We start from the raw sequence: 3,774 nt of genomic DNA, 5'->3' as shown, positions 1-3,774 counted from the left end.
CGTCGTCCTCGCGCATCTCGCCTCTCCCTAAGCCCCTTAAAGCTTAGACCATGGCGTCGATTTATGTTCGCTTATTTATGCACTAGTTAGTAAGTTCGGAGTCGACAGCGCTTACCCGCCATTTGAATCGAAAACCCCGAGTGGCGAGCTCGTTGGATTTGACATCGATCTGGGTAATGCAATTTGCGCGAAGCTCAAGGTGAAGTGCGTCTGGGTTGAAAACTCGTTCGACGGCATGATTCCCGCGTTGCAGGCCCGCAAGTTCGATGCGATCAATTCGTCAATGTCGCAGACCGAGAAGCGCGCGAAGGCAATCGATTTCAGCCACAAGATATACGCCAACTTCGAAGCGCTGGTTGTAAGGGGCGGCTCGGCTCTGGTGACAATGCCCGAATCGCTCAACGAAAAGCATATCGGAGTCTTGCAGGGAAGCACACAGGAAGCCTATGCACGGAAGCATTGGACAAATGGAGTTGACATTGTGCCCTACCCTTCGCAAGACCAGGTGTGGAATGACCTCGCGGGTGGGCGGCTCGATGCGGCACTGGTTTCGGGGCCGACGGCTGAGTCGGGATTCCTGAAGACTGCGCAGGGTCGTGATTTCGGTTTCGCGTGAGGTCCGGTCATCCACGACGCCGCTATCTTCGGTCCCGGTGTCAGCATCGGTGTGAGAAAGGGTGACAGAGCCCTGCTCGAAGCAATCAACGGTGCGATCGACAGTCTCCGCAAGGACGGGACGTATGACCGAATTGCAAAGAAGTACTTCACGTTCGACATTTTCGGCGGTTAATCGACGTCAACTGCCCAGCAAAACAGACCGCGTGCCCGACCCAGGGTGGCGCATAAAAAAGCATCGAGACCCACAATATAAGGTTTGGAGACCTCAATGAAAATCAAACTTCTTGCAGCTTTCGTGATGTCAGCCGCGGCAGCTCCCGCAATGGCCCAAAGTACGGTGACGCTCTACGGTCTGATCGATGAAGGAATCAACTATACGAATAACGTCGGTGGCGACAAGCTGTTCGAGCTCCAGAGCGGTACGGTCCAAGGGAGTCGTTGGGGCTTGAAGGGAGCGGAGGATCTCGGCGGCGGCCTCAAGGCAGTTTTCCAGTTGGAGAGCGGCTTTAATGTCAATAACGGCAAGCTCGGTCAGGGTGGCCTGATGTTTGGGCGACAGGCGTGGGTCGGCGTCGCATCCAACCAATACGGGACGGTTACTCTCGGTCGACAGTACGACTCCGTCGTCAACTATCTGGCTCAAACGACGGCGAATGGCACATGGGGCGGCGGCATGTTCTCCCATCCGTACGACAACGACAACACGGACAACACCTTCCGTGTCAACAATACTGTCAAGTACACAAGCCCCGAGATTGCTGGCTTTAAATTTGGCGGCACGTACAGCTTTAGCAACGACACCAACTTCGCCAACAATCGCGCGTACAGCATGGGCGTCCAATACGTCATAGGCGGCCTGCTGCTGGAAGCCGCCTATCTGCAGGCGAACAACCAGTCGTCCACCGCCGGTGGTGCAATCGGGAACAATCCCGCTGCGGATGAAAATTTTCTGGGGAACAAGCTGCGCATTTTCGGCGCGGGGGCAACCTACACGTTTGGTTCGGCCAACGTGGGCATCTCGTATTCGAATACCTTCGTCGCCAATCCGGTGTCTTCTGGATACGTCGGCAAGATTACGCCAGCCTCGGGCACGCTTTCCAACCTGCGTTACCAGAATTTCGAAATCAACGGCAAGTACCAGTTCACGCCAGCCTTCTTCGTCGGCGCGATGTATACGTACACCCTGAGCGGTTTCAACGCCACCACTGGAAAGCTAAAGCCGAATTACGAAACTGCGGGGCTGATGGCTGATTACTCACTGTCAAAGCGCACGGACGTCTATGTACAGAGTGCGTATCAGCACGTCGGTGGTGACCGTACTGGCAGCGCCCTCGACTTCGCCTTTGTGCCGGTGGCCGATGACGTATCGTCGAATCGCAATCAGGTGGTTGCACGCGTCGGCCTGCGTCATAAATTCTAAACCGGCCAGATATCGCTCGATTGACGTTCGTCCACGTTCCGAGCGAACCTGTTGGGCGGCGCCTTTCGCCAGCCCAGTTTCTCCAGAAGCGGAGAGCGTCCTCACAAGCGCACCCACGTGCCGGCCCTCCGCAGTGATCTCCTGCGAGTGATGTTTGCGCTTGCACATGTAGGCGCGCGTTCGTCGCATCAGCGCGTGCCTGCGTCGGCCCTTTCTTCGGCGCCCAACTGCCATAGGGTGATGGAACGGCTCAACCATATCCCGCCCCGCCTGACGATGCTGAAGCAAACTACTACCGGCAATTCAATAATACTGTTGCAGTCGGTATCGACTTAAACCAAGCGGCCTCGATGATTCCAAAGGCGATCCAATTTACCCGATGGATCCGGTCACTTCTTAGTAGCCGAAGCTAACGGCAATCGGAAAGTCGCGCTATCTACGAATCGCAAAAGCTCCGCCTTCGACATGTGGTCTACACCGAGGCGCTTCAGATTACGGCCAGTTTGAAAATAGTTAACGCCGTTGATGGAGGAAGCGATTTCAATCACGGCTTTGATTGCCCGAGACTCTATGCCCACTCTGGCGCCGAGTTCGTACCAAGGGACCAAGATATATGGGATATCCTCACATATATATCTATGTTGCATACGATTAGGCGTTTTGACCTTCGTGGAGTTATGAGTTTTGGATTGGAAAGCGAAATCGGAGAAGTTGGCACAATCTCCGCCGTAAAAGCCGATCATTTCCTCGAGGACTGTCGGTAGTCGAAAACCGAAAGCCTCTCCGATTTTCAATCGCTCATTGTCCAACGCCTCTACGACCCTTCCGACAGAGGGTGAGATCCCGTCACGATAGAAGAAGAAATCTCCTTTTGTGCTTTCTATCCATCCCGTATTTAAAATACCCCCGACAGGATGGATGACACCATTATTCGACTGCATTCCAATTGCGAAAATGTTATCCCACCACAAGAGCCTTTCCGGGAAAATTGCGGTGATTTGCGATAACTGTTTTTCATCCATGGCGTTCGAAAAAGCAGCAATCGGCAAACAATTCTTAATTCCAGTGATCCGGACTTCGCCGTCCTTGACCGACGACGCATAGGGTGAGGAATTTGTCTCTAGAACTGCCTGTGGGTTTAGCTCTCTTGAACCCATTGGGGAAAAAAAATTAGCATTATTGACTATGATGACATGTCGACTCAGATCGAAACCTTTTAGATCGCCAATGAGATCTTCATGCGCGTATGCTGGAACAGCAATCACGAGAAAACGCGAGAAGTTTACGGCCTCACCCATATCAGTAGTTACAGTCGGATAAAACTCACCCGTGATAGCCATGCTGGCCAACAAGCGACCGTTCGCTCGGATCGTATCAATATTACGGCGATGGTCTGGATTCCCGTAAAGGAGAACCTCGAATCCACGACTAGCCAAATCGGCCGCAAAAGCGCATCCACAATTTCCGGCGCCGATGATTGAAACTGGAAACCTTAATGGCATGTCCTCTCCGCATAAACAAACAGAAGTTTTCTGTGACGCCAGCCAATATTGCGACGTCATGCAAGGCTGAACGCCGATCATCAGTAGTTGTGCGTTAGCACGACGACGGCACGCAACGAACGTGCCACCGCGGGACGAGGCTTAGTCTCTAGTTCCAAGTGCAACACCTTGAATGAGGTAGGGTGTTGCGATGAAGAAGAACTACAAGCATTTGAGTGCGGAAGAACGCGCGGC

General features: G+C 53.3%; 4 protein-coding genes. 3 read left to right on the top strand and 1 reads right to left on the bottom strand.

The window, feature by feature from the left end; translation table 11 throughout:
• The first annotated feature begins 73 nt into the window (after positions 1-73).
• The 3 genes from HDG33_RS36675 to HDG33_RS36670 all read left to right on the top strand — a co-directional run bounded on the left by HDG33_RS36675 (position 74) and on the right by HDG33_RS36670 (position 2,038).
• On the top strand, positions 74-616 hold the full coding sequence (locus HDG33_RS36675) for a transporter substrate-binding domain-containing protein (RefSeq protein ID WP_409259130.1): 543 nt from the start codon (positions 74-76) through the stop codon (positions 614-616).
• Positions 617-667: 51 nt separating this feature from the next.
• Complete coding sequence (locus HDG33_RS38575) at positions 668-790, top strand: transporter substrate-binding domain-containing protein (RefSeq protein WP_409259129.1); 123 nt, start codon at positions 668-670, stop codon at positions 788-790.
• 96 nt (positions 791-886) lie between these two features.
• Positions 887-2,038: a porin gene (locus HDG33_RS36670; protein WP_184041183.1), complete on the top strand. Its 1,152-nt coding sequence runs from the start codon at positions 887-889 to the stop codon at positions 2,036-2,038.
• A gap of 389 nt (positions 2,039-2,427) precedes the next feature.
• Here the strand turns inward: HDG33_RS36670 and HDG33_RS36665 are convergent, their stop codons facing one another.
• The gene (locus HDG33_RS36665) at positions 2,428-3,621 is read right to left on the bottom strand and encodes an NAD/NADP-dependent octopine/nopaline dehydrogenase family protein (RefSeq protein WP_221311650.1); all 1,194 of its coding nucleotides are present in this window, start codon (positions 3,619-3,621) and stop codon (positions 2,428-2,430) included.
• Between the last annotated feature and the right edge of the window lie 153 nt (positions 3,622-3,774).

The organism is Paraburkholderia sp. Cpub6 (genome assembly GCF_014201065.1).
GTDB classification, from domain to species: Bacteria; Pseudomonadota; Gammaproteobacteria; order Burkholderiales; family Burkholderiaceae; genus Paraburkholderia; species Paraburkholderia tuberum.
This window is presented reverse-complemented; position numbering and strand designations above follow the sequence as displayed.